This window comes from Halorussus sp. MSC15.2 (genome assembly GCF_010747475.1).
In the GTDB taxonomy this organism is placed as follows: Archaea; Halobacteriota; Halobacteria; order Halobacteriales; family Haladaptataceae; genus Halorussus.
In genome coordinates this window covers 1-23357 of record NZ_VSLZ01000003.1, presented here as the reverse complement: position 1 = coordinate 23357, position 23357 = coordinate 1, and the positions used below count along the sequence as shown (strand labels likewise).

The window sequence follows — 23357 nt, the reverse complement described above, 5'->3', positions numbered from 1 at the left end:
CCCCCGCGAAGCCTACCGTCACCTAATGGGAAACTCTGATTTACGTCAACTCGCAGTGCTGGAGGAGGTCCCCTTCGAGGAACTGGAGGGGAGCGTCGTCGCCGTGGACGCGCACAACTGGCTCTACAAGTACCTCACGACGACCGTCAAGTGGACGAGCGACGAGGTGTACACCACCGACGACGGGACCGAAGTCGCAAACCTCGTCGGCGTCGTGCAAGGCCTACCGAAGTTCTTCGAGAACGACCTGACGCCAGTCTTCGTCTTCGACGGCGCGGTGACCGACCACAAGACCGCCGAAATCGAACAGCGCCGCGAGGAGCGCGAGAAGCGCGAGGAGAAACTGGAGGAGGCCCGCGAGGCGGGTGATGCTGTCGAAGTCGCCCGACTCGACGCCCACACCCAGCGCCTCACCGACACGATTCAGCGCACGACGCGCGAGCTGTTCGACCGCCTCGACGTGCCCTACATCGAGGCTCCGGGCGAAGGCGAGTCGCAGGCCGCGCACATGAATCGGACGGGCGCGGTCGATTACTGCGGGACCGAGGACTACGACTCGCTCCTGCTCGGGGCACCGCTCACGCTCCGCCAACTCACCAGCAAGGGCGACCCCGAACTCATGGACTTCGAGGCCACGCTCGACGAACACGACGTGACGTGGGAGCAGTTGGTCGATATCGCCATCCTCTGTGGCACGGACTTCAACGAGGGCGTCTCGGGCATCGGTCCGAAGACCGCACTCAAGGGCGTCAAGGAACACGGCGACATCTGGGGCGTGCTGGAGGCCCGCGGCGCGAGCATCGACAAGGACGTGGACGTAATTCGGGAACTGTTCCTGAACCCGACGGTGAGCGACGACTACGAGTTCGACGCCGAGATGGACCCGGACCTCGACGCCGCCCGGGAGTACGTGGTCGAGGAGTGGGGCGTCCACGCCGACGAGGTCGAACGCGGTTTCGAGCGCATCGAGGAGTCGGTCGTCCAGACCGGTCTCGACAGTTGGACGTAGGACGGCCGAACGCGACTCTGTCTCGCTTCGGCGCTACGCGCCGACCCGCCGGTACTCCACGTAGGAGTAGGCCGTGGCGTACAGCGCGACCGCCGCGACCGGTGCCGCGAGGAACAACTCGGCGTAGGCCGGGACGAGCGCACCCGTCGCGGCGACGACGCCCGCGAGTTTGAACAGCGGGGCGGCGCGCTCGTGGGTCCGGTCCCAGACCTCGTCGCTGGAGACGGTCCACGGCGTTCGGATACCGACGAACCAGTTGCGCTCGGCGTGCTCCGAGAGGACGCCGACGTAGTAGTACAGCGCGCCGACGGCGGGCGCGAGCGCCCGAATCATCCCGAACTCGTAGCCCGCGTTGGCGGCGACGACCAGCAGGTGGAGGTACGCGAGGAATCCGAGCAACAGCGCGACGAAGGTGTCGTACTGCTCGCGGAACTCGGCGACGTTCTCGCCCAGCGGGTCGATTCGCGGGAGCGCGGCGAACGCGGCGAGCGTGGCGGCGAGGAGCGCCGGAAACGCCGCGAGCGCGACGAGTTTCGGCGTCCGGCCGTCCACCTCGCCCGCGGCGTTCCAGTGGGTCGCCATCTCCGCGGGCATCTCGGGGTACGCGACGAGGCTGAGGAGCGCCGAGACCCCCACGAGGGCGATGCCGACGAGGTGACTGCGTCGGAGGCTCATGTCCGGGAGTTGTCCGTTATCAGATATAAAGGTACGGTCGAGGCGGGTCCGCGGGCCGGTCTTACTGCAACCTCAATCCTTTTGCACGCAGACGACCTCACGTGAGGTATGCCCGTACAGAGCGACGCCGAACTGCGCGAAATTCTGGGGATGGAGCGCGTCGCGGTCGTCGGATGCTCGTCCACGCCCGGCAAGGACGCCCACGAGATTCCGAAGTACCTGCTCGACAACGGCTACGAGGTGATTCCGGTCAACCCGACCGCCGACGAGATTCTCGGCCGGGAGACCTACGACTCGCTCTCCGAGGTCGAGGAGGAGGTGGACATCGTAGACGTCTTCCGACCGAGCGACGAGGTGTCGGGCATCGTCGAGGAGGCGCTCGACCGCGACGACGTGGCCGTGGTCTGGACCCAACTCGGTATCGCCGACGAGGAGGCCGCCGAGCGCGCCGAGGACGCCGGGCGGCGGGTCGTCCAAGACAAGTGCATCAAGGTCGAACACCAGCGACTGGTCGCGTGAGGACGCCGGGCGACCGACGAACCCCTTTTTGCCACCGAGAGCGTAGACGCCGGTAATGAACTACGTTTCCGATGCCGACGCCTCTTCCGACGCCAATGTCTCCGATGCCGATGCCGACGCCGACGTCTCGACGGTCTTCCTCGATTTAGACGAGACCATCTGCGAGCATACGCGTTCGACCGGCGAGCGACTCGCCGACGCCTTCGACCGGGCCGGTGTCGAACCCTTCTTCGACACCGAGGACTTCCGGCGGTGGCTGACGACGGTGACCGCCGACTCCGCGGTCGAACTGCGCGAGCGGTGCTTCACCGGCATCGCCGACGAGCAGGGCCGTGCCGCCGCCGACGCGCTCGCAGTGGCCCGCGCCTACGAGGACCCGGACCCGACCGCGGTCGAGTTCCTGCCCGGCGCGGCGTCGGCGCTCGACGCCCTCGCCGCCGACCACGACCTCGCGCTGGTGACGAACGGCGACCGCGAGACCCAGACCGCGAAACTCGCCGCCCTCGACATCGCCGACTACTTCGACGCGATGACGTTCACGGAACCCGACGGCCCGGTCAAGCCCGACCCGGACCACTTCCATCGCACCCTCGCGGCGATGGACGCCTCGGCCGACGAGACGGTCCACGTGGGCAACTCGCTCCGGGCGGACGTGGCTGGCGCGCACGCCGCGGGCGTCCGGTCGGTGTGGCTCGAACAACCCGACGCGACCGCCGACCACACGCCCCACCACACCATCGAGTCGATGCACGACCTCCAAACACCGCCGTGGGCGTGACCCGAGGCGACGGACGAAAGTGCGACTTCGGGGCGCGCTGACCCCTCTTCTCCGGCGCGCGCTGATTATCTAATACTTGTCAGGCGCACGCCAGCGCGGCCTGCGTGCCACGCCCGTGCGTGCGAGGTCGTCGGGAGAGAATCGACCGACTGCTCGAAGGACGCACTGCGTCCTCCGGTGGACGAGTATCGCAGGGAGGAGCGAAGTGACGACCGAGAAACGCAGGATGCCGGGGCGGTTCGAGGTCGCGGTGCGAGGCCGTGCGGTAACTCCGTGGCTCACGCACGAACTCGCGGTGCTGTCTGCGGTGTCGTCGCTGTCGGTCGGGTCGCCGCGTCTGCTGAATCCTTGGTGTCCTCCGAATCGTCGTCGAGGAAAGCCACAGTCGTCGAGAAGATGCGAAGGAAGCCACCTGTGACCGATGCCAATTCTGCAACCGCGTTACTGAAACCGTGGACCGCACCTCGCCAGCGCCGACTACCCTTCCCACTCCTCGAACGAGCGATAGATGCCCTTCGAGAGGTAGCGCTCGCTGGAGTCCGGGAAGACGGTGGCCACCGAGTCGTGGGGCGCGTCGATTTCGCCGTCGCGGATGCGCTCGGCGACGTGCCGGGCCGCCGCGCTGGCCGCGCCCGCGCTGGACGCGACGAGTTGGCCCTCCTCGCGCGCGAGACGTTTCAGTTCGTCGTGGGCGCGCCGGTCCGGGACCTGTAGCACCTCGTCCACGAGTTCGGGGTCGAACAGTTCGTTCGTGGCGGGGTCGTGAGTGCCGATGCCTTCGATTTTGTACTCGGCCTCCTCCACGTCCTCGCCCTTCGTCTGGGAGTAGAGCGACCCCTCGGGTTCGACCGCCACGACGTGGGTGTCGGGGTCCTGTTCCAGCGCGTACTCGGCGATGCCCATCAGCGTCCCCGCCGTGCCCGTCCCGGCGACGACAGCGCCGACCTCGCCGTCTAACGCCTCGAAGATTTCCGGTCCCGTCGTCTCGTAGTGGGCCTCGACGTTGAGGGGGTTCGAGAACTGCTGGGGGACCACGGCGTCGTCCATCTCCTCGGCGAGTTCGTGGGCGCGGTCGATGGCCCCGCCCATGCCGTCCTCTGTCGGGGTGTTGATGACCTCCGCGCCGAGCGCGTCCATCAACTGCTGTTTCTCGACGCTGAACCGCTCCGGGACGACGAAGACGGCGTCTACGCCGAGTTGGCCCGCGGCGATGGCGAACCCGATGCCGGTGTTCCCGGCGGTGGGTTCGATGACGGTGCCGCCGGGTTCCAACTCGCCGCGCTCCAGCATCTGTTCGACCATGTACTCGCCGATGCGGTCCTTGACGCTCGCGCCGGGGTTGAACGACTCCAGTTTGGCGTACACCGGCACCTCGTCGGGTGCCGCCTGCACGCGGACGAGCGGGGTCTCGCCCACCGTGTCTAACACGGAATCGAGGGGCGTCCGGTGGTCTGTCATCGGGTAGGCAAAAGTTGGGAAGGCGGTTAACCTTTTTTTGTGTGGCGCTCTCGGGGGTGGCGAAATCTGGGGTCGGCGTCAGTTCCGAACCGCTACGCTTCCGCTTCGTCGGCCGCGGTTTCCGTGTCTCCGCCCTCGATGCTCTCGGCTTCGACGTCCGCGGGGTCGATGCCCTGTTCCTTGGCGATGGCTTCGAGGAGCGCGCGCTGCTGGGCGTTCTCGCGCTCCAGTCGCTCGACGCGTTCGCTGGTCGAGTCCAACTTCTCGCGCATCTCCGCGACCTGCTCGCGGAGTTCGTTGAGTTTGCCGTACAGTTTCTCGGCGGTGTCGGCCAGCTTCTGGACCTTCTTGGCCGTGCTTCCGAATCCCATGCTCGATACGTTGTGTCGCCCGATACGTGACTTTTCCGACTCGACCGCCGGTCTTTTTGATGCCACCGGAGAACTGTCGGGTATGTCGCAGAAACGGTTGCCCGAGACGCCCGCCCCGACTGTCGGCGTCGTCGCCGCGCTGGCGGTACTCGTCGCGGTCGTCGCACCGTACTTCCTCATCGACGCGCCCGAAGTCGGCGTCTACTACAGCGCGCCGACGTTCCTCCCGATTCACCTCGTTGTCGGCCTGTTCGCGATGGTCGCCGTCGTGGTCTTCGCGGCCGGTCGCAACGGTCGGACCGACCCGCCGACCGCTGCTGGCGCGACGGTCGTCCTCGGCGGGTTCATGACGCTACTCGTCCTCTGGTGGGCCGTCGAGGTCGGCGGACTCGTCGGCAGTCTCACTTCAGTCGCGGCGTTCGACTACCACCGCTGGCTACTCCTCGCGACCGCCTTCGCGGTCGCGGCCACCGCCGGGTGGTTCGCCAACGACGTGCTGTAGCGGTAGCGACCGATTACTCCCTCACAGACCGTGCGTGAATCGGTGTCAGCCGATGCATAACAAAGCCGAACGCGCCGGTAGTCGGCGTCGTGTCCGAGAACGAAACCCCCGGGACCGGCGCGCGGGGAGACGCGACGCCTTGGAACCGCGCGTCGGGCGACGCTCGGAGCGGAGCCGACGGGGTTGGAGACCTCGCGGAGTCCGAGCGAGCGCGCGAGCGGTGGATGCTCCGGGACGACGAGTTCCTTCTGGAGGAGGACCGCGAGTACGTCCTCCGCGACGAGGGCCGGTCGTGGTGGGGGTACGTCTCGCCGCTCCTGTTCGGCGTGGTGGTCGCGGTGATGGTCGGCGACGTGATAACCACCGGCGTCGGGATGGCGATGGGACTCGACGAGGTCAACCCGGTCGCCGCCGCGATTATCGCGGAGGCGGGTCTCGGCGGACTCGTCCTACTGAAGGCGATGACGGCGGTAGTTCTGCTCCTCCTGCCCGGTCTCACCGACGACGCTCGCCGGACGTTCCGCGCGGGGAGCGCGGTCTTCCTCCTCGTCGGCCTGCTCGTGGTCGTCGGCAACGTCTGGGCCATCCTCGTCGTCAGTTGACCGTCGGTCTCGCCGAACGGAACTCTCCCGTCGCGCGATTTGCGAAAAGCCCTTAAGTCCGCACCCGCTTACTTGTAGATGGACTAGGTCGGGCAGTTAGGCCCTGCTCGTCTCCCGCACTATGGCCTTTAGCGGGGACCGAACCCCGGAGGCGTCCGGTCAGACCGCGCCGGGCCCCGGAAGCCAACTTCGAAGCCTCGTCCTGCGGGGATAGCGGTCTCCGGCGGGCACTCGCAGGAGTGTCGCAGTCGGAGTTAGCCGGTGGTAATCCGCCAGGCGCGGAAGCGAGCAGCGGACCACTGGACAGCTATCGCTCGCAGGGTTGCGGGGTGGAGGACGCGACCGGGACTCCCCGACGCGGAACGCCGGGCAATTCCGGCTGTCCGCATTCATACTGCATTCTCACGTCACTACGGAGACGGTGGTGTCACCTACACAGCGACGCGACTGGAGATGCGTCGTTCGACAGCGCCCGGTCGTTCAGAAAAATCGGGAACTCGTCTGGTTCGTCTATAGACCGACGAACGTCAGGGCGTCGTCGCGTCGCTCGCGTTCGGTGCCTGTTCGTCGAGTACGGACGCGATGTGGCCCCAGTCGTCGAAGTCGTCCGGACCGTGGGTCCCGTCGGAGTAGTCGTAGTGACAGTCACACCCGCCGAGTCGATGGTAGTTCATCACGCTCGGATATCGCTTCGGCTGGACCTCGTAGGAGTCTATCCCGCGGTGTTCGTCCGGATGGAGACCGAGGTTGTGTCCGAGTTCGTGCATGATAGTCTTCGTGACGCGGACTCGACTCGGCCGGTCCTCGATTATCATCCCGGAGTTGCCGGTCGAAGTGAGACCGACTCGGTTGCCCGACTCGTCGGGAACCTCTTTCACGACGAGCGCGTGGAAGTACCCCTTCCCCGCCGTGTCGTACGCCGACCGATAGTAGGTGTTCGAGTACTCCGACAGCGACGTTTTCGACTCCGCCGAAACGGGCGAGTCGCTCACGCGGACGTGGAGCGCGATTCCGCTCGACCCGTCGGGGTTGGTGACCGGGGCGTTCGCGAACGCGCGCTCGACGCGTTCCAGTTTCGACTCCGGAACGGTCGTTCCGCGCATGTAATCGATTTCGAGGAACACGTCCTTTCGCAGGGGGTCGGCCTTCGCCAAGGCCGACCCGGTCCCAACCTCGACGCCGTCGCCGAGACCGTCGGCGTCGGTGTCGGCGACCGTCGGGTCGGTTCCGTACTCGCGCACCTCCGGACCGTCGTCCAGCGCATCGTCGTCGGTGTCGGCGACCGTCGGGTCGGTCGAGCGCTCGGTCACCTCGTCGGCGTCGGCGAATCCGTCACCGTCCGTGTCGCTCACGGTGGCACTCGTCGGATACTCGCTTACCTCTGCCGTGTCGGCGAGTCCGTCGCCGTCCGTGTCCGCATTAACGGGGTCGGTCTCGTGGACCGCGGACTCCTCGCGGTCGTTCAGTCCGTCGTCGTCGGTGTCGGCGGCCGTGGGGTCGGACTCGCGTTCGAGTTCGGTCCCGTCGTCCAGACCGTCACCGTCGGTGTCGGCGACCGTCGGGTCGGTCGGTCCCAAGAACTCGCGGAACTCCGAGACCCCGTCGGCGTCGGAGTCAACGAACGCGAGCGCCCCGGTACTCGCACCGCTCACCAAGAGTGCGGTGAGCGCGAGCACTGCGACGCGCCTCATCGCGGCGGGCCACCGGACGCAGACGGGAGAGGTTCGGTGCCAGCGCGGTCGATACTACCTGCTACTCGTGGAGGCGGATTCTCCAACCGCTCGCGTGCCATGCAGGTGGCAGAGTCTCAAATCCCCGCCTTAGTTGTTGGCTTTCGTCGCTGCGGTCGGCCGCTTCTAGCCACATTCCAGTTTTCGGGTGCGACGTGGCCGTAGCTGGGGCCGTGTCGATAGGAGAATCGCCGTCGAGTCCGGGAAAAGAGAACCGCCTTCTGCAGAGGGGTCAGTCGTCCGCGGCTTCGACCACGTCTTCGACGCTCGTCAGTTCGAGTCCGCCTTCGAGGGTCCGGTTCGGGTACGGGATGTCGATGCCTTCCTCGTCGAATCGCTCTTTGACCGCGGTGACGTACTCCCCGCGAGTCTTCACGTAGTCGCTCCGGGAGGGGTTGGCTATCCAGATGCGCGACTGGAGACCGACCGACGAGTCGCCGAGTTCCGTGAGGCGGACCGAGGGCGCGGGGTCGTCCAGAATGTCGGGGTGGGCTTCGGCCTCCTCCACGATGACCTCGGTGGCGCGGTCGATGTCGTCATCGTAGCCGATGCCGAACAGGAACTTCAGTCGGAGTCGGTCGCCCTCGACGGGGTTCTTGATGACGCCGTCGGTCAGCGCGGAGTTGGGCACCGTCAGCAGTTCGTTGTCGAACGTCCGGACGCGGGTCACGCGCAGACCGATGTCCTCCACGATACCCGAGTAGCTACCGCCGTCCCACTCCACCCAGTCGCCGATTTTGAACGGCTTGTCGGTGTAGATGAACACGCCGGCCACGAAGTTCTTGATGACGTCCTGCATCGCGAATCCGATGGCGAGTGTGGCCGCGGCCGCGATGGTCGCCAGCGCCGTCAGGAAGTTGCCGTAGTCGGCGAACCCGAACGCGACCGAGATGGCGACGAACACGACGGCGAACTTCGTGAGTTTGACCAGCGGTCGCTTGGCGTGACTGTCGAGGTCCCGCCGGTCGAGGAAGCGTCCGACGAGCGGAATCACGGTCAGTCGGCCGACGACGTAGATAGCGACGAACGACACGACGAAGTAGATGGCCTGCGTGACGGCCGTCGCGTACCCCGTGTCGAGGACGCGGTCAAGGAATGGCAGCGGGTCGACCATCAGTGCAGCACTGCGGTGTTGCCTCGCGTCTCCACGAGGTCGGCGTCCACCTCGTCGGCCAGTTCCTCGGCGAGTTCGTCGGTCGTCGTGCCGCCGCGCGCGGCCCGGAGGAACTTGACCTTCACCAGTTCGCGGTCGGCCAACTGGTCGGCGAGTTCGTCGGTGACCGCGTCGATACCGGACTTGCCGACCCAGACGGTCACGTCCGTGTCGTGGGCCTGCTTCCGGAGGTCTTCGTCTGTCATACCACGTTCTGAGGAGCCGAATAACTTAAAGCACGTGGAGGACGACGGGGACGGGTTTTTTCGGCCTCTCGTGTCAATCGGCGGTCGATGCGAGTTACCGAAGTCGTCGACGACTACCTGTTCGCGTGGATTCTCGCGGCGGTCGCACTGGGCGTCGCCCAACCCCGACTGGCGGTCGTCGCCGACTTCTCCGCGCCGATTCTGGCGGTGATGGTCGGGAGCGTCTCGCTGACCCTCTCGGCCGACCGCTTCCGGGCGGTGGACCGGTCGGCGCTCGGTCGCATCCTCGTCGGCCACGTCACGATGCCCGCGGTCGCGTTCGCGGTCGCTCGCGCCCTCGGTCTCGGTCCCGACCTCGTCGCCGGGTTCGTCCTGCTCGGTGCGGTCACGCCCGAACTCGTGACGCCGACGATGACCGCGCTCTCGGACGGCGACACCGCGCTCGCCTCGACCGCGCTCGTCGTCATCGGGGCGGGGAGTACTATCTTCACGCCGGTCGCGGTTACGCTGCTGCTCGGGTCCGGTGTCGAAATCGACGGCTGGCGCATCGCCGAGAGCCTGCTGGTCGCGGTCGTCGTCCCGATGGTACTCGCGGTCGGCGTGCGGACGCGCTACGACCGGCGCGTGGGGACGTACGAGGAGTACTACGCGTCGGTCTCTGCGGTCATGGTGATTCTCATCATCGGCGGCGTCACCGCGGCCAACGCCGACCTGATTCGCACGGAGACGGACCTCCTCGTCTCCGTCGGTGCGGGCGCGCTCGCGGTCAACCTCGCGGGCTACGCGCTCGGGTGGATAGGCACGCGGTCGGCCGACGGTCCGGCCCGGGTCGCCGGGACGCTCTCGGTCGGGATGCGGGACTTCGCGGTCGCGGCCGCGCTGGTGACCGCGGCCGGGTTCCCGGCGAGCGCGTCGCTCCCGGCAGTACTGTTCGGCGTCGTCGAGATGGCGACGAGCGCGGTCCTCGCTCGCCGGTTCGCCGACTGAACCGGAGAAGTCGAACTATTCGTAGGGGTGTCGTTTCTGCGCCCCGCAGTCGCACGTGAGGACGACGTGGCCCTCCTGTAATCTGACGCGGGCGTTCTTGCCGGGGCGGAGGTAGCTATCGCAGTCGTTACAACTGAATCGCTTGAACTGCTCGGGGAGCGAGACGCGGTTGCGCTCGGCGAGTCGTCGCGCGAGGCGCACGTACTCGCGTGCGCGCCGGTCGTGACACTCCGCGGCGGCCTCGCGGGCGAGCGATGCAAGACGCTCAATGCGCTCTTCGGCTATCGTCATGCAATATGGGAATGGGGGGGGGTGGGGGTTTCCGGGGCGAGACAGGACAAGGATAGAAAGTGCCTGTGTTGCCCCATCGGGGTCATTCTCCGAATGAGTAAAATACTTTTTGGTTTTCGAGGGCGGAATCGACGACGCTCCTCGCGTTCGCCGACCGCGTTCCGGTAGGGTTTTGTCGCGTCCGCGTTTTCCGTCCGACAGTGAGCGCGCGCAACGACCCCGGAATCGGCGGTTTCGGGTATGGAATCGGACTCGACCCATGAAGGTGAGCCACTACTTCGAGTGGGAGGAGTACATCACGGGCGGCCACGTCCAGTCGGTGGACAATCAGCGCAAAATTATGGACCGACGCGGCATCGAGTACACCACAGAACCCACCCTCGACGCCGACTTGCTCCACCTCAACAACATGGGGCCGAAGTCGCTGTACTACGCCAAACGCGCCCGACGCGCCGACGTACCGGTCCTCGTCCACACTCACCAGACCGCCGAGGACTTCCGGGAGAGTTTCGCGTTCTCGAACGCGCTCTCCCGGCCGATGAAGCCCTACCTCCGGTACGCCTACTCGCAGGCCGACCACCTCGTCTGCCCGTCGGAACACAACCGGGCGGTCGTCGAGGAGTACGCCGACGCGCCCAAGACGGTCATCAGCAACGGGTTCGACCCGGACAAGGTGGCGGGGTCCGACGACGAGGACCTCCGAAGGGAGTATCTCGACCGCTACGACCTCGACCCGCCGGTGGTGTTCAACGTGGGCCACGTCATCAAGCGCAAGGGACTCGAAGCCTTCGTGGAGACGGCCCGCGAGATGCCCGACCTCGACTTCGTCTGGTTCGGTTACCTCAACCCCGCGGGCGGCGAACTCGACCGCCTGCTCAAGAGTCGGGACACCAAGCGACTGGTCGAGAACTCCCCCGACAACTGTCATTTCACGGGCTACGTGGAGGACATCCGCGGCGCGTTCGCGGCCGGAGACGTGTTCTTCTGGCCCTCCAAGAACGAGAACGAGGGCATCGCGCTCCTCGAAGCCATGTCCTGCGGGAAACCGCTGGTCATCCGCGACATCCCGACGTACGACTGGCTCGAAGACGACACTCACTGCCTCAAGTCGAGCGGCGCAGTGGGCGACTTCGCATCGAAACTCGACCGCCTGCGCGACCCGGCCCTGCGCGAGCGACTCGGTGCGCGCGCCGCGGACAAGAGTCGAGAGTTCGAACTGGACGCGGTCGGCGACGACCTCGTCGCTCTGTACCGGGAACTGGCCTGAGCGGCGACCGAACTCGGACGTCTCCGTCGCAGCACAACTTCAAAAGGTCTTAAGTATCGGTTGCCAAAGGAGCCAGTAATGGAACAGGTCGCCGCGTTCACCGACACCTATCTGCCGACCGTCAACGGCGTGACCTACACTATCGCGTCGTGGCGCGACCGCTGGGAGCGGGCGGGCGGTCAGATGGACGTGGTCTACCCCAACGCGGACGGCCACAGACCGACCGACGGCGAACACCCCGTCGGGAGTCTCCCGTTCCCGTTCTACGACGGGTTCCGTCTCGGTACTCCGCGGATTCCGAAGGCGGTCCGCGACGCCGAGGTCGTCCACGCACACACGCCCTTCAGCATCGGTCTGGGCGGTCTCAGACTCGCGCGCGACAACGACGTGCCCCTCGTCGCGTCCTACCACACCCCGACCAGCGAGTACGCCGAATACGTCTCGCCCACCGACTCCATCGCGTCGCTGGTCGGGCGCGTGTCGGAGGCCTACGAGCGCTGGTTCTTCGGTCGGGCCGACGCGGTGCTGGCACCCTCTGCGGCGACTCGCGACCACCTCACCGAGGAGGTCGGCGTGGATACGACCGTCGAGGTCGTCCCCAACGGCATCGACACCGAGCGGTTCCAACCTGTCGAGACCGACGACTTTCTGGCCCGGTACGACCTCGACGGCGAGCGACCGCTGGTCGGCTACACCGGCCGCCACGGGTACGAGAAGCGCCTCTCGGAACTCGTCGCCGCCGCCTCGGAGATGGACGTGACGGTGGTGTTCGGCGGCGACGGTCCCGCCCGCGCGGACTTGGAAGCGCAGGCGGAGGACCTCGGGGCGAACGCTCGGTTCCTCGGGTTCCTCGACCGCGAGGAGATGGCGGCGTTCTACTCGGCGCTCGACGCCTTCGCATTCCCGAGTCCGGTCGAGACGCAGGGGCTGGTTGCGCTGGAGGCCAACGCCTGCGGGACGCCCGTCGTCGGCGCGAACGCGGGCGCGCTGGCCAACACCATCGACGACGGCGAGACCGGCTACCACTACGAGAGCGGGAACATCGACGACTTCCGGGACGCGATTCGCCGGACGCTGGCCGACCGAGAGCGACTCCGCGAGACGTGTCTCGCGCGTCGCGACGACGTGAGCGTCGAGAACGCGGTCGAGCGCCTCCGAGAGGTCTACCGCGAAATCGCGTGAGTGTCAGCTCTGATAACGACCCCGAAATATAAGCTCTGACGATACTATCCTCCGTTCGTGACCGTCAACGACTCGATGCTCCTGTCGGGGTTGGACGTGCTTCCGAGTCAGGTGGCGATACTCGACGGGACGGGAGACATCGTGTTCACGAACCGAGCGTGGCGCGAGTTCCCGACCGAAACCGGTGCAGTCGCGGACGACCACGTCGGCACGAACTATCTCGAGGTTTGCGAGGCCAGTGGGGACGACGAAGCGTCTCGAATCGCCGACCGACTCCGTGCGCTCCTCGATGGCGACAGGGAGCGCGTTTCGGTCGAGTACTTCTGTCCGACGCCGAGGGGCGACCGATGGTTCACGATGCGCGGTATCGAGTTCGAGCAGTCGGGCGAACGGTACGTGCTGGTCATGCACGTGGACATCACGGACCGCAAACAGTCCGAAATCGGACTCCGGAACCAGAACGCCCAACTCGAAACCGTCGCCGGTCTCCTCAGTCACGACCTCCGCAACCCCTTGAACGTCGCTCTCGGACGGGCGGAACTTGTCGAGTCCGAACACGCCGAACCCCTCGTCAGGTCGCTCCAGCGCATGGAATCTATCATCTCCGAAGCCCTCGAGTTCGTCCGGTCGGACGAGACTGCCGCGACGAGGACGGTCGAACTACGGACGCGGGCGAATCGCGCTTGGGAGCAGGTCGAGACGGGCGACGCGGACCTCTCGGTCGTCGATTCGACCGAGTTCGAGGCCGACCCGCAACTGCTGAACCACGTCCTCGAAAACTGCTTCCGGAACGCCGTGGAACACGGCTCCGCGAGTCCTCGTTCACACGCTCACGAGGACGCCGTGGACCACGACGAGAGTACGGTCGTCGTCGGGACGCTCGACCTCGACGACGGGTTCTTCGTCGCCGACGACGGTCGCGGCGTCCCCGTCGAGGACCGCGAACGCGTTTTCGAAGACGGGTACACCACTGCTTCGACCGGGACCGGACTGGGGTTAGCTATCGTCGAGCGAATCGTGGACGCTCACGGATGGCGAGTCCGCATAGCGGAGTCCGAAAGCGGCGGCGCGCGATTCGAAATCCGAGTTTAGAGTTCGACCCGCTCGACCAGTTGGTTGCCGTCCTCGCGGATGTTGACCGCGATGATACGGATATCGTCTTCGAGTCCGGAGTCGCGGAGTTTCGCCTTCAGCAGGTTGTCCACCTGATAGACGCCCGCGGCGTTGAGCATCTCGATTTCCACGAGGACGGGCACCGCCTCGCCCTGCATCAGCGTGACGCGCTGGATTGCCTGACTCGACACCGTGTCGATGCCCCGGCCGCCCTTCTCGTAGGGCATCCGCGAACGGCCCTTCTCCATGTCGAGTGCGTCGGCGACCCGGACGACTCCGGCCTCGGTCGTGAGAGGGTCTTCCTCGGTGTGGTGACAGAGGATGGCGTGGAGGACCTCGCCCTTGACTCGGACGACCTCCCTGGTGTCGTAGAAGCCGAACTCGGGCAGGATTCGGTCCAGCAGGTCGGCCGCGAGCGGAATCGACCAGTAGGCGTGTTCGTCGCGGTGGACGACGTGACCGATGTCGTGGATAGTCGCGGCGAGCGCGACGATGACGCTCTCGTCGGCCTCCTCCAGTCCCTGCTGGGACGCGCCGTTGAACTCGACGTCGCCCCGCTTGAGCAGGTCGTAGAGACCCAGTGCCCGATTTCGGACGATAGAGATGTGCTTGCGCCCGTGGTCGTTGTACCCCTTCCGAACGACGGGGTTGACGTTCTGGGCGTCGAGGTAGGTCTGAATCTCGGGGTCGTTCTCGACGAACTCCAGAACTTCGTTGAGGCGCTCGTCGGGGAAGGCGTGGTCGGCCTGCGGGTCGTACTCACGACCTTCGTCGTCGGACTGCTCGGTGTCTTCGGTCTCGCTCATGTATTGTACGTCGTGGTCTAGCGGAAAAAGCCCTCGGCTGGAACGTCGGCGGTGTTCGAAGAAAGTCCGACGAGTATCGGTCACGGTGGTGAGCCTCGACGGACCGAACGGGGACGCTGCCGACCGGTCGGTTGTCCCGTGTCGCGTCTGCGAAGAGCGGTCAGGTAAGTCCGCCTACTCGCGATACGAAGTCGGGCGCTATGGGGTACTCCCACGCCTTGCCGAAGATGGCCTTCACCGTCGCGACGACTGGCAACACGAACGCCATTAGACTGAGTAAAGTCAAGGCTACGACGACTACCACCACCGGAACGAACAGGACGAACTCGATTACGTCCGGAATCTCGAACCAGTTCGACACGCCCATCGGTACGGTGACGGCGGCGCTTGCGACGAGGAACGCAGGGGTAAGGAACAGTTGCCAGTTGAGCGCGTTTCGGGCATTGGCCCGCGTAAACTCGTGGTCCGACACCCAGTAAACGAAACACGGGCCGACGAATCCCGAAACGAGACCGATGGCGTGAACGAAGATTCCCAGCAGCGACCGCTCTGCGAGCAGTGACGGGCCAGGTTGGGTCGAGGGCGATTTCGGCGACGCGGAGTTGGGTTTCGGTGACATGGTATTGGAATCTGATTTTGGAGGGTCTGAATCCGTTACTTGGAGACGAACCGTCGCGGAAGCACTCCGCGAGGCCCGTCGTGGCGAACTTTTCGAACGATTCGCTCCGAAAGGAGGAGGACGACGCACGTGACGAGGAGGTTTCCGGCGGCCTCCCACAGTCCGTGGTCGTTCTGGACCGGTGCGTCGACCGCGAAGAGCATCAGGACCGTTCCGGCACAGAACAGCAACAGGCTCAATTGGAAGCCGGCGAGGACTAACGTCCGTATTCCGGCCGGGTTTCTGAGCCGTAGAAAGTCCGCCGCCGACAGCGTTTCGAGCGGTGTGTCGTCTTCGAGCGCATCCTTACCCTCGGGCGACAGCGGCCAGTCCGATTGGGAGTAGTTCACGTAGTACAGCGTAATCGACTCGGGGTACGTCTCTGCGGCCACGACGTCGATTTCTCGGAGTTCGTCCAGACGGTTGCGTACGGTCTCGTTGCTCACCTCGGGTTTGACGAGTGCCTCGAGCTGGCGAATGGAGAAGAACGGTCGCTCCGATTCTATCATGGTCTCGACGACGTGACGCTGGGTGAGTTTCTTGTCGAGACCGACGTCGATTCGGTCCCCAATCCACTCTGGAAGGGATGACATCGTGTCGTAGTTGTAACTATAGATGGTACGTAAATTAAATGCTTCTCCTGTTTGGCGGGCGTCAAACGCGAATATGCGGTCGTAAAATCGGCCGCCGATAGCGAGAGACGTCGTTAGACGCGCTCACGAGGGGGAACTCGTCTTCCGGGCGGAAGACCTGTTTCGTGCCGGTGTGAACCGCAGTTTTCACCGGCGGATGCTGACGACCGGCAGGGTTAGCCCGGCGAACGCGGGTTGGCGTCCGCCAAAATCGCGTGTTGTTTATTTCGTAGCGCGACGGAGTTGTAATCGGCTATGAACCGCCGAACGTATTTGGTCACTGCTGGCGCTGCTGTACCGTCCCTCCTCGCTGGTTGCATAAGCGGGTCCACTGACATGTCAGGAAACGACGGCACCGAGACGACCGACGAGAGCGATAGTACTAATTCCACGACTACCACCGATACCGACGGGTCCGGAGATGATGGCACGACTAATCCCACGGAGGTAATCGACGCGTACCTCGCCGCGGCTAAAAACGACGACTTGGACGCGATGAGAGAGGTCGTCCACAGTTCGAGTCCGATGCAGAACGCGCTCGCCGAGGATAAAGTCATGTTCAACATCGGTGAGGGCCGAAAGCGCGGTGACACCGAAATCGTAACCAAAAACGGGTCGGTAGCAGATATCTTCAAACTGAAATACGCCTCGGTACAGTTCGATAACAGCGACCTCCGGAACGATATCGGTGACTCCGACATCAGCCTCGTTACCGTCGAACTGAAGAAATCGGGGTCCGACCCGAAGACGAACACGTGGGTCCTCGTTACCGAAGGTGGTAAGTGGCGCGTCTTCTGGGTCGGAGAGAAAAACGAAGTCCCCGAAAACCCGGAGTCGGTGTTCGAGGACCCAATCAAAGACGAGAACGCGAGCGTCGTCGAGGAGATTACGTACGGCGACCCGAGAGAACACACGGCGACGGTCTCACTCACGGACTCACCCGGCACCGAAGCAGACACCATCCGGGTCGAAGCGACCGTGAGCGGGTACCAAGCCGAGTTCAGCGGTTCGTGGTCCGGGTCGTGGGCAGTCGTCACTCTGAACCCGACGGGTGACCAAATCGTCGTGACTGCTATCCAGAACGGGACGGAGGAAGTCGTCCACCGCGAACACTACAAGCCGTAGGTTGGTGGTGGGCTAACCCCCACGATACGCCCATCACGGTCGAGACTCGTTCAGTTGCCTGTGTCCGACAGAAGTGACGCACACCTCGCCGACTGCGAGCATCTCGGTAGTCCGAGGGTCCGGGCGCTACTGCTGACGATGCAGGTGGTAATAGTTCCAAACTGAGTGTCGGACACGGTCGGCGCATCGAAACGTATCGCGGTCGGTGTTCTGTTCGCAACTGACGGCTGGCTAGCCGCTCACAAACATAGACATTCGTTTAAGCAATAAATATATATGTGTTGGTGGCGAAATTTTATACATGGATTCAGTAACAGAGTCCTCGGAGAATCGAGGCGGTGCCAAGCGAACGATTTTCGGAACGATTGTCCATCTACTGGGTCTCTTTTTCGGAATTCTCGGTGTGGGGGTGGTCTATCTCCTGTCGGATGCGGCGTTCACGAAAGCCAACGCGCGAAACGCGTTAAATTGGCAGATTTTCGTCCTGTTGGTCGGCGCTGTGCTCGGCGTAATCGCGTTCGGTCTCAAACCGGTTTCGGACTTGTTCGTCATACTCGCGGCCCTAGGAACCCTATTACTGGTGCTTCTCAATACGGTGTTCTGCCTCGTAGCGGCAGTCAAAGCGCTTCGCGGACAGGAATGGCGGTATCCATTCACCCCTAATATCATATAACGGGCGGTCTCTATCGATATCTCTGCGGTTTCGTCTCGGTGACACTGCGAGCACAGCGTCGATATCGTCGGTCCCGAAGTTTCGGACTCACGATTTCGACGAAATAGTGCGGGACGAGAATCTATTTTCGAACTCGAACTGTCCCTCCGTTCGAGTCACCGGTTCGTACGGTCGAGCAATCTGACCGTGTGCCGGTCCGGCACGCGGTCAGGGAACGGGTGGCTATCGCGTTCGCTTCAGATTTCCACGTCGACGACCGAACCGCTGACGCAGAAGTTCGTGTACTTCACGCAGACTTCGGCGTCGATGCTGAGGGTGACGTCGTAACCGCCGTCCCACGACGCGTTAGCACAGATTCCGATGTCGAGCGGAACGCTTCCGTGCTTGAAGTCGACGCACACGTCCGAGTTCTTCTTCTCGATGCCGAACCCACCGACGGAGACGCAACTGCTGTTGAGACAGACGACGACGTCGAGCGAAACCGCCTGCCACGACAGGGTCGGAACAATCTTGACGGTCAGGGTATCGCCGCCGATGTAGGGCACGTACGACGGGATGTCCTTGCTGAAGATGACGATTTCCGGCAACGCCTGCGTCGTAATGCGGTCGTTGGACTGGGCGACTTCGGCACCGTACACCTGCGATTGCGGCGTATCGCCCTGCGGCACTGCCTCCCACTTGCTGTGGTCGACTTCGCTCCACGAGAAGTCCTCTTCGTCCATCTTGGGGGACGAACCGGAATCCTTGGCGGCGGATACACCGGGAACGCCAACTGCGCCTGCGCTGAGGAGACCGGTGGTCAGGAGCATCTTTCGTCGGGGAAGGGTCTGTTCGCTGCTATCATCACTGCCTTTTTCTTCTGGCATCGCAATTCGGAATAAAGTCTACGACATGATTAAATCATTTACTGGTCAGAGCACGGATACTATCTGCCTTACCGAGCCGTGACGATTTTTTCGCTACGCGTGAGTGAACCCGTTCGTCGGTAGACGAGTCTCCGCACCCGGTCTGGCTCACAGGCGGCCGACGAAAATGCGAGGTTCCTCGAAATAGCTCTCCGCTGAAGGTCCACTTGGACTCACAGTGACTGGGCCGGTGGAGTCGAGAAACCTGCCGTCTTCGGCGTACAGGTATCCCTCGAACGACAGTACAGACCACTACGGTATCGTCCGATTCCTCCGTTTCCGTTTATTTTGCCCGCGTGCGGTACTTCCGGTAGACTCGTTCGGCCCAGTCGACCGCCTCGGTCGTGTCGTTTATCAGTACTCCTTGGACGCCACCGTTCTCGTACACGGTGATGCCCGCGTACGTGTCGTCTTCCTGCTCCATCACCCACAGTGCGTAGGGGAGCGTTCCCTCGAACGTGTAGAACGTAACGTCGTCGTGCGCCACTAGTGCGGTGATTCGGTCGCTTTTTACGTCAGAGAGTGACTCGAACACGGCCTCTTCGACGACTATCTCGATAGTGATGGACTGGTCACGAACGACCTCTGTCAGGGTGTCGGGAAAGGAGCAGAGAGCGGTCGGCGTGAGACCAACCATCCGCGTAGACGACCGAAGCAACTCGTTGCGCTCTTCGAGCGCTGCTCCGGGGACGTGAGGATTCGAAGAATGTATCGTGACGCCTTCGAGGAACACGCGACTGACTGGGTTCTCTGACGAAAGGTGGTTCAGGATTCCACCGGCCGTCTCGAGGCGATTCGTAATCTCGGTGAAATCCGTGTATTCTGCCAACGCGAGGCGTCCTTTCGTCGTCGGGTGATACGTTCCGTTGCGACGTTCGATGCAATCGACGGACTCGAGGTCATCGACGCCGCGGTCGATTGTCGACCGTGATTTGTCTACGATGTCTATCAGTTCCGGCTTCGTACGAGGTCGGTCGGCGACTGCGTCGAGAATATCGCTTCGCTTGTGGAGGACGTCTCGGAGTTCGTCGCCCGTTCCGGAATCGGCTATGGTGGCGGTTTCCGCGTTATCCATATTTCGGTTATGTACGACGCACAGATAATTACTTTCCGTATTTACATGATAGAAAATTTGAAGTATGATGGAGATTGAAATTGTTGTAAACTGGCTCGTCTGGGTTTCGACTCGGACCGACGTCGAAGTGAAGCAATCGGAGTTCCGTACCGAGGGTGGATTATCCGCTCGGTCTCACAGTTGCGAGGCGTTCACAGCAACGATTCCGTACTGTAGCGTCACTCGACGAGAGGCGGTTCCTGTCGCGCTAACTGATACTGTTCGGTCACGAACGAAGTTAGCAAAAAACGGCCGCGGTCGCTCCCGATTAGTTCTCGGCTTCAGCGAACGACTCGATGATTTCGTCGTAGTCGGGTTCGACGCCGGGGTCGTCGCTGACCCACTTGTAGACGACTGTACCGTCGCCGTCCACGACGAAGACCGAGCGCTTGGCGACGCCGTAGTAGCCCATGTCCGCGAAGTCCATCTCCACGTCGTAAGCGTCGATAATCTCCTTGTTGGAGTCGCTGACGAGACCGAAGCTCAGCCCCTCTTGGTCGCGGAACTCGTTGAGCGAGAACGGCGCGTCCACGCTGACGCCGTAGACGGTCGCGCCCGCGCCCTCGAACTCGTCGAGTCGCTGCTCGAACGTGGCCATCTCGGTCGTGCAGACCCCGGTAAACGCGCCGGGGAAGAACGCGAGGACGATGGGTGCCTCGTCGAGGGTGTCCGAGAACGTGAACTCCGTTACGTCGCCGTTTGCGAGCGGTGCAGTGAAATCAGGTGCGTCGTCGCCAACGTCTACCATTACGTGTATTACTACACGCATCTACGAAAAGACAGTTCCGAATCTCACTCGGACGTCCTACCGATAGAGGCACCGCTGTACGACGACCTTCGTCACAACGGGGACCAGAACTCGACGGACGGTTCAACGGCTCTGCCGGACGCGTTCGGCCGTCTTCTCGCGTCTGAGGAACTAGCAAAAAGCCTATAATCCAGAATAAGCTATCCTAACGTAGAGATGGTACAGATGATTCCACTGTTCGGACCCGTGCCCGGCGGGATGGAGATGATGGTGATTCTCCTCATCGCCGTCCTGCTGTTCGGCGCGAACAAGATTCCGAAACTCGCGCGCTCGACGGGCGAGGCCATGGGCGAATTCAAGAAGGGGCGTCAGGAAGTCGAAAACGAACTCCGCGAGATGCAGGAGAGCGGCACCGACTCGGTCGCCACCGAGACGGAACCCGCGACCGAGACGGAACCCGCGACCGAGACGAACACCAGCACAGACTCCGAATAATCCGCCTTTTTTCGCCCGGGGGCGTGTGGCCTAGTGGATAGGGCAGGAGGTTCCTAACCTCCTGACCGCGGGTTCGAATCCCGTCACGCCCGTTCTCGTGTCGAGAAACGCGAGACCGAGAACGAAGCGTGCGGGTTCGCTCCGCTTAGCCTCGCTGGCGTGACGTGGTTCGCAAACAAACCGCGTTTGCTCACTCCCGTCACGCCCGTTTTCTGCCGAGCGAGACGAGTCAGAAACGGGCACAGAGATTCGCACCCCTGTAAGTCGCAGTCCGTACGTTTCAGTCGTCAGTCCACCGGGTCACAGTCGCTGGCCGAGTCACAGCGTCCGGTTCCGACCCGTCTCCTCGGTGGCCCGTTCCAGACCACGGAACAGGGTGAGGGCGGGAATTGTTTGGAGGCGACCGAGCCACATGTTGAAGACGAATCCCAACTTCGCTCCGAGGGGCATGTGGTCCCGTGATGCCGGTCGATAGCCCGACGTTCCCCTGTGCGCTCGACACCTCGAACAACACTTGCTCTAACGGTCGGCCGCTCAGTAACGTCCAGAGGAGGACGAACACCCCGGCCACGACGAAGGCCAACCAGAGGAAACTGACGAGCGCGCCCTCGTCGCACGTGGTCGAGGCGTGACTGGAGACGATAGTTCCCTCTTCCGTGTCCAGTACCTGCGAGCGTTTGGCGAAGAAGACGTCCTGAACGCGACTCCACGACCCGCTGGTCAGACGGACCGCCCGCAGGAGTTTGATTCCGCTGGCGGTCGAACCCGACGCCCCGCCGACTGACGACGGGACGCCGGACCGTCTACCGGGCAGCAGCCTCAACACCGTCACACCCCAACACGCTACGTGGTCGAATTTCCGCTCGCCTACGTCGAGAGACCGCCCGACGAACCGACGGCCGACGCCCCCGCCGCGCTGGTACTCCACGGGTACGGGGCCGACGAGGAGGACTTACTACCGCACGCCGACCGTCTCCCAGACGACTTGCACGTGTTCGGCGTTCGGGGGCCTCACGAAGCGGGTGACGGACGATACGGGTGGATGGACTCGCGACCCGACCCCTTCGCGCCGAGCGTGGACCTGCTCGCCGCGTTCGCCGAACTGGTTCCGGAGGTGGCCGACGTGGCTCACGACCGCATCGGTCTCTTCGGGTTCAGTCAGGGCGCGAAGGCGGCGCTCGCGTCGCTGGTCGAACACCCGGACCTGTTCCGGTGGGCCGTCTCACTGAACGGATTCCTGCCCCGGCCCTACGACGACCCCGACCGACTCGCGGGTGCGCGCGACAACTCCGTCTCCGCTTTCGTCGGCGTGGGCGAAGACGACACCGTCATCTCGCCCGAACACGGCGAACGAACCGCCGACCTGCTCACGGACGCCGGCATCGACGTGACCTTCCGCACGTATCCGGTCGGCCACCGAATTTCGGCCGCGGAGATGACCGACGTGGCGGCGTGGGTCGGCCCACGGCGATGACGCTCGACTTCGACCGACGCCCGGCCCCTCCCCTCGACTGACCTCACCGCGTGCGACTCGGAGGGTCGTTCCGCGCCACCCCGTCTCATCGCTAGTTATCGAACCCCGTGTCACAGAAACCTCGAATAGATATACGGGCCAGCGTTACACCCGTGACCCGTCTACTGAGCAGTGATGACTGCATACGCTCTCACAGCGGCGGTGGTATCGTGATTTGGCAAGACCTCGTCTTCCTCCTCGGAAGCGTCTCCTCGATACTCTTCCTCGCTCCGACCCTGAAAGACCACACTGCGCGAGTCCCACTCGGGACGAGTCTCCCGTCGGCCGCGCTCGGCGTCGTCTACGGCGTGAGTTTTTACAGCATGGGGATGGCGTTCTCGGCGTCCGGAGCGCTGTTGACCGGCGTTCTCTGGGCGGGCATCGCCGCGATGCGCTCCCCGCCCGTCTCCACGTCGCTCTCCGACGAGGTGGCTGCCGTCCGAGCGCGACTGTCCGAGTAACCTACTCGACGGCGACTGCTCGCGCTACTGCGGGAATAAACTCGAAAACGTGACCGCTTCGCGACCGATTACAGGAACGCGAACTGCGTCGTTCGCCGTTTGATTCGACCCTTCTTCACGTCGGTAGCGGTTCGACCTGTCCGCGATTGGGAAGCTACGTACATTGTATTCTCACGTCGGTCCGGGGGAATATGAATGTACTCGGAGAATAACACACATACCCACGCGAGAAACGTTCACGTCCTCCGGACGCGAATCTACGCTACCGAGACTCACGTCTCAGTTCCGGGAATATAATTCGAATAACAACACGATAGAATCGAACCCAGGGCCGACTCGTACGCTATCCGTCGCCGTGTTCGTCGGTGATGACGACTTCGCCGT

At 63.7% G+C, this 23357-nt stretch carries 28 protein-coding genes, 1 tRNA gene and 1 other RNA gene; 16 read left to right on the top strand and 14 right to left on the bottom strand.

The genetic code is table 11. The features are described 5' to 3' along the window. Nucleotides 1–25: 25 nt before the first annotated feature. Nucleotides 26–1009 (top strand): flap endonuclease-1, encoded by a 984-nt coding sequence (fen, locus tag FXF75_RS11385; protein WP_163522021.1) that lies wholly within the window; start codon nucleotides 26–28, stop codon nucleotides 1007–1009. A 33-nt stretch (nucleotides 1010–1042) separates the two neighbouring features. Here fen and FXF75_RS11380 read toward each other — a convergent pair whose 3' ends face one another. Beyond that, on the bottom strand, nucleotides 1043–1684 hold the full coding sequence (locus FXF75_RS11380) for an SdpI family protein (protein WP_163522020.1): 642 nt from the start codon (nucleotides 1682–1684) through the stop codon (nucleotides 1043–1045). A gap of 108 nt (nucleotides 1685–1792) precedes the next feature. On the opposite strand from FXF75_RS11380, the gene FXF75_RS11375 reads away from it, so the two are divergent. Together FXF75_RS11375 and FXF75_RS11370 are read left to right on the top strand one after the other, a co-directional pair. After that, a complete protein-coding gene (locus tag FXF75_RS11375; protein WP_163522019.1) occupies nucleotides 1793–2203 on the top strand; it encodes a CoA-binding protein in 411 nt (136 codons plus the stop codon). A gap of 55 nt (nucleotides 2204–2258) precedes the next feature. After that, entirely contained in the window at nucleotides 2259–2981 is a 723-nt protein-coding gene (locus tag FXF75_RS11370) for an HAD family hydrolase (RefSeq protein WP_163522018.1), read from the top strand. 477 nt (nucleotides 2982–3458) lie between these two features. On the opposite strand, the gene FXF75_RS11365 is transcribed toward FXF75_RS11370, so the two are convergent. Then, on the bottom strand, nucleotides 3459–4439 hold the full coding sequence (locus tag FXF75_RS11365; protein ID WP_163522017.1) for a PLP-dependent cysteine synthase family protein: 981 nt from the start codon (nucleotides 4437–4439) through the stop codon (nucleotides 3459–3461). A gap of 92 nt (nucleotides 4440–4531) precedes the next feature. Then, nucleotides 4532–4810, bottom strand: coding sequence for a DUF5798 family protein (locus tag FXF75_RS11360; protein WP_163522016.1), 279 nt, complete (start codon nucleotides 4808–4810; stop codon nucleotides 4532–4534). Between the two features lie 82 nt (nucleotides 4811–4892). On the opposite strand from FXF75_RS11360, the gene FXF75_RS11355 reads away from it, so the two are divergent. The 3 genes from FXF75_RS11355 (at nucleotide 4893) to ffs (ending at nucleotide 6303) form a co-directional block, all read left to right on the top strand. Continuing rightward, entirely contained in the window at nucleotides 4893–5312 is a 420-nt protein-coding gene (locus tag FXF75_RS11355; RefSeq protein WP_163522015.1) for a hypothetical protein, read from the top strand. Nucleotides 5313–5401: 89 nt separating this feature from the next. Then, nucleotides 5402–5914: a DUF5658 family protein gene (locus FXF75_RS23315; RefSeq protein WP_309221801.1), complete on the top strand. Its 513-nt coding sequence runs from the start codon at nucleotides 5402–5404 to the stop codon at nucleotides 5912–5914. Between the two features lie 76 nt (nucleotides 5915–5990). Continuing rightward, an RNA gene (gene ffs / locus FXF75_RS11345) (signal recognition particle sRNA) lies at nucleotides 5991–6303 on the top strand. Nucleotides 6304–6441: 138 nt separating this feature from the next. On the opposite strand, the gene FXF75_RS11340 is transcribed toward ffs, so the two are convergent. The 3 genes from FXF75_RS11340 to FXF75_RS11330 all read right to left on the bottom strand — a co-directional run bounded on the left by FXF75_RS11340 (nucleotide 6442) and on the right by FXF75_RS11330 (nucleotide 9003). Beyond that, the gene (locus FXF75_RS11340; RefSeq protein ID WP_163522014.1) at nucleotides 6442–7605 is read right to left on the bottom strand and encodes a hypothetical protein; all 1164 of its coding nucleotides are present in this window, start codon (nucleotides 7603–7605) and stop codon (nucleotides 6442–6444) included. A gap of 271 nt (nucleotides 7606–7876) precedes the next feature. Next, nucleotides 7877–8761 carry a mechanosensitive ion channel family protein gene (locus FXF75_RS11335; RefSeq protein ID WP_375335540.1) on the bottom strand — a complete coding sequence of 295 codons (885 nt, stop codon included), beginning with the start codon at nucleotides 8759–8761 and terminating at the stop codon, nucleotides 7877–7879. Beyond that, on the bottom strand, nucleotides 8758–9003 hold the full coding sequence (locus FXF75_RS11330) for a YhbY family RNA-binding protein (RefSeq protein ID WP_163522012.1): 246 nt from the start codon (nucleotides 9001–9003) through the stop codon (nucleotides 8758–8760). The genes FXF75_RS11335 and FXF75_RS11330 overlap by 4 nt, the downstream gene beginning before the upstream one ends. An 87-nt stretch (nucleotides 9004–9090) precedes the next feature. On the opposite strand from FXF75_RS11330, the gene FXF75_RS11325 reads away from it, so the two are divergent. Beyond that, a complete protein-coding gene (locus FXF75_RS11325; RefSeq protein WP_163522011.1) occupies nucleotides 9091–9990 on the top strand; it encodes a bile acid:sodium symporter family protein in 900 nt (299 codons plus the stop codon). A 15-nt stretch (nucleotides 9991–10005) separates the two neighbouring features. Here FXF75_RS11325 and FXF75_RS11320 read toward each other — a convergent pair whose 3' ends face one another. Then, complete coding sequence (locus FXF75_RS11320; protein ID WP_163522010.1) at nucleotides 10006–10281, bottom strand: ribonuclease P protein component 4; 276 nt, start codon at nucleotides 10279–10281, stop codon at nucleotides 10006–10008. Between the two features lie 259 nt (nucleotides 10282–10540). Between FXF75_RS11320 and FXF75_RS11315 the strand changes: the two genes are divergently transcribed. The 3 genes from FXF75_RS11315 (at nucleotide 10541) to FXF75_RS23090 (ending at nucleotide 13822) form a co-directional block, all read left to right on the top strand. Then, complete coding sequence (locus tag FXF75_RS11315; protein WP_163522009.1) at nucleotides 10541–11548, top strand: glycosyltransferase family 4 protein; 1008 nt, start codon at nucleotides 10541–10543, stop codon at nucleotides 11546–11548. A 78-nt stretch (nucleotides 11549–11626) separates the two neighbouring features. Next, nucleotides 11627–12730, top strand: coding sequence for a glycosyltransferase (locus FXF75_RS11310; RefSeq protein WP_163522008.1), 1104 nt, complete (start codon nucleotides 11627–11629; stop codon nucleotides 12728–12730). 57 nt (nucleotides 12731–12787) lie between these two features. Beyond that, nucleotides 12788–13822 (top strand): PAS domain-containing sensor histidine kinase, encoded by a 1035-nt coding sequence (locus FXF75_RS23090; protein ID WP_205427517.1) that lies wholly within the window; start codon nucleotides 12788–12790, stop codon nucleotides 13820–13822. Here FXF75_RS23090 and FXF75_RS11300 read toward each other — a convergent pair. The 3 genes from FXF75_RS11300 to FXF75_RS11290 form a co-directional block, all read right to left on the bottom strand. After that, the gene (locus FXF75_RS11300; protein WP_163522007.1) at nucleotides 13819–14649 is read right to left on the bottom strand and encodes an HD domain-containing protein; all 831 of its coding nucleotides are present in this window, start codon (nucleotides 14647–14649) and stop codon (nucleotides 13819–13821) included. The two genes, FXF75_RS23090 and FXF75_RS11300, sit on opposite strands and share 4 nt — an antisense overlap. Before the next feature lie 160 nt (nucleotides 14650–14809). Continuing rightward, complete coding sequence (locus FXF75_RS11295; protein ID WP_163522006.1) at nucleotides 14810–15268, bottom strand: DUF4870 domain-containing protein; 459 nt, start codon at nucleotides 15266–15268, stop codon at nucleotides 14810–14812. Nucleotides 15269–15303: 35 nt separating this feature from the next. After that, nucleotides 15304–15900: a hypothetical protein gene (locus tag FXF75_RS11290; RefSeq protein ID WP_163522005.1), complete on the bottom strand. Its 597-nt coding sequence runs from the start codon at nucleotides 15898–15900 to the stop codon at nucleotides 15304–15306. Nucleotides 15901–16275: 375 nt separating this feature from the next. On the opposite strand from FXF75_RS11290, the gene FXF75_RS11285 reads away from it, so the two are divergent. Continuing rightward, nucleotides 16276–17064, top strand: a complete 789-nt coding sequence (locus tag FXF75_RS11285; protein ID WP_163522004.1) for a hypothetical protein — start codon at nucleotides 16276–16278, stop codon at nucleotides 17062–17064. A 301-nt stretch (nucleotides 17065–17365) separates the two neighbouring features. Then, complete coding sequence (locus FXF75_RS11280; protein WP_163522003.1) at nucleotides 17366–17737, top strand: DUF4870 domain-containing protein; 372 nt, start codon at nucleotides 17366–17368, stop codon at nucleotides 17735–17737. A 236-nt stretch (nucleotides 17738–17973) separates the two neighbouring features. On the opposite strand, the gene FXF75_RS11275 is transcribed toward FXF75_RS11280, so the two are convergent. The 3 genes from FXF75_RS11275 to FXF75_RS11265 form a co-directional block, all read right to left on the bottom strand. Next, complete coding sequence (locus FXF75_RS11275; RefSeq protein ID WP_163522002.1) at nucleotides 17974–18603, bottom strand: hypothetical protein; 630 nt, start codon at nucleotides 18601–18603, stop codon at nucleotides 17974–17976. Between the two features lie 322 nt (nucleotides 18604–18925). Further along, nucleotides 18926–19717, bottom strand: a complete 792-nt coding sequence (locus FXF75_RS11270) for a winged helix-turn-helix domain-containing protein (protein ID WP_163522001.1) — start codon at nucleotides 19715–19717, stop codon at nucleotides 18926–18928. A 307-nt stretch (nucleotides 19718–20024) separates the two neighbouring features. Continuing rightward, nucleotides 20025–20504, bottom strand: coding sequence for a redoxin domain-containing protein (locus FXF75_RS11265; RefSeq protein ID WP_163522000.1), 480 nt, complete (start codon nucleotides 20502–20504; stop codon nucleotides 20025–20027). Between the two features lie 225 nt (nucleotides 20505–20729). On the opposite strand from FXF75_RS11265, the gene FXF75_RS11260 reads away from it, so the two are divergent. Together FXF75_RS11260 and FXF75_RS11255 are read left to right on the top strand one after the other, a co-directional pair. Continuing rightward, entirely contained in the window at nucleotides 20730–20999 is a 270-nt protein-coding gene (locus FXF75_RS11260) for a twin-arginine translocase TatA/TatE family subunit (protein ID WP_375335536.1), read from the top strand. A 19-nt stretch (nucleotides 21000–21018) separates the two neighbouring features. Continuing rightward, a tRNA-Arg gene (locus tag FXF75_RS11255) sits at nucleotides 21019–21091 on the top strand. A 188-nt stretch (nucleotides 21092–21279) separates the two neighbouring features. Here FXF75_RS11255 and FXF75_RS11250 read toward each other — a convergent pair. After that, nucleotides 21280–21831: a potassium transporter TrkG gene (locus FXF75_RS11250; protein WP_163521999.1), complete on the bottom strand. Its 552-nt coding sequence runs from the start codon at nucleotides 21829–21831 to the stop codon at nucleotides 21280–21282. A 15-nt stretch (nucleotides 21832–21846) separates the two neighbouring features. Between FXF75_RS11250 and FXF75_RS11245 the strand changes: the two genes are divergently transcribed. Both FXF75_RS11245 and FXF75_RS11240 read left to right on the top strand, forming a co-directional pair. Further along, nucleotides 21847–22473 (top strand): alpha/beta hydrolase, encoded by a 627-nt coding sequence (locus tag FXF75_RS11245; RefSeq protein ID WP_163521998.1) that lies wholly within the window; start codon nucleotides 21847–21849, stop codon nucleotides 22471–22473. 209 nt (nucleotides 22474–22682) lie between these two features. Then, nucleotides 22683–22973 (top strand): hypothetical protein, encoded by a 291-nt coding sequence (locus tag FXF75_RS11240; RefSeq protein WP_163521997.1) that lies wholly within the window; start codon nucleotides 22683–22685, stop codon nucleotides 22971–22973. Nucleotides 22974–23357: the final 384 nt, after the last annotated feature.